The organism is Paenibacillus sp. GQ49, assembly GCF_059759055.1.
Map to the genome: position 1 here is coordinate 1 of NZ_JCAXEL010000071.1, position 208 is coordinate 208.

The 208-nt window shown below is 40.9% G+C and carries 1 tRNA gene; it reads left to right on the forward strand.

Going from position 1 to position 208, the window contains the following annotated elements:
* The first annotated feature begins 14 nt into the window (after positions 1-14).
* Positions 15-90, forward strand: a tRNA-Ala gene (locus AC6CIF_RS31995).
* Positions 91-208 lie beyond the last annotated feature (118 nt).

Genomic DNA, 208 nt, shown 5'->3' on the forward strand with positions numbered 1-208 from the left:
TTTAAACTTTATATGGGGCCATAGCTCAGCTGGGAGAGCGCCTGCCTTGCAAGCAGGAGGTCAGCGGTTCGATCCCGCTTGGCTCCACCAAATATGTTTTACAAGTTTGTTCTTTGAAAACTAGATATCGAAACGAAACAAACGCGAATTAGAACATTCCTTTTTAGCTGAACTTGTGTAAACAAGTTTCAATAAAAACGGTAGATTT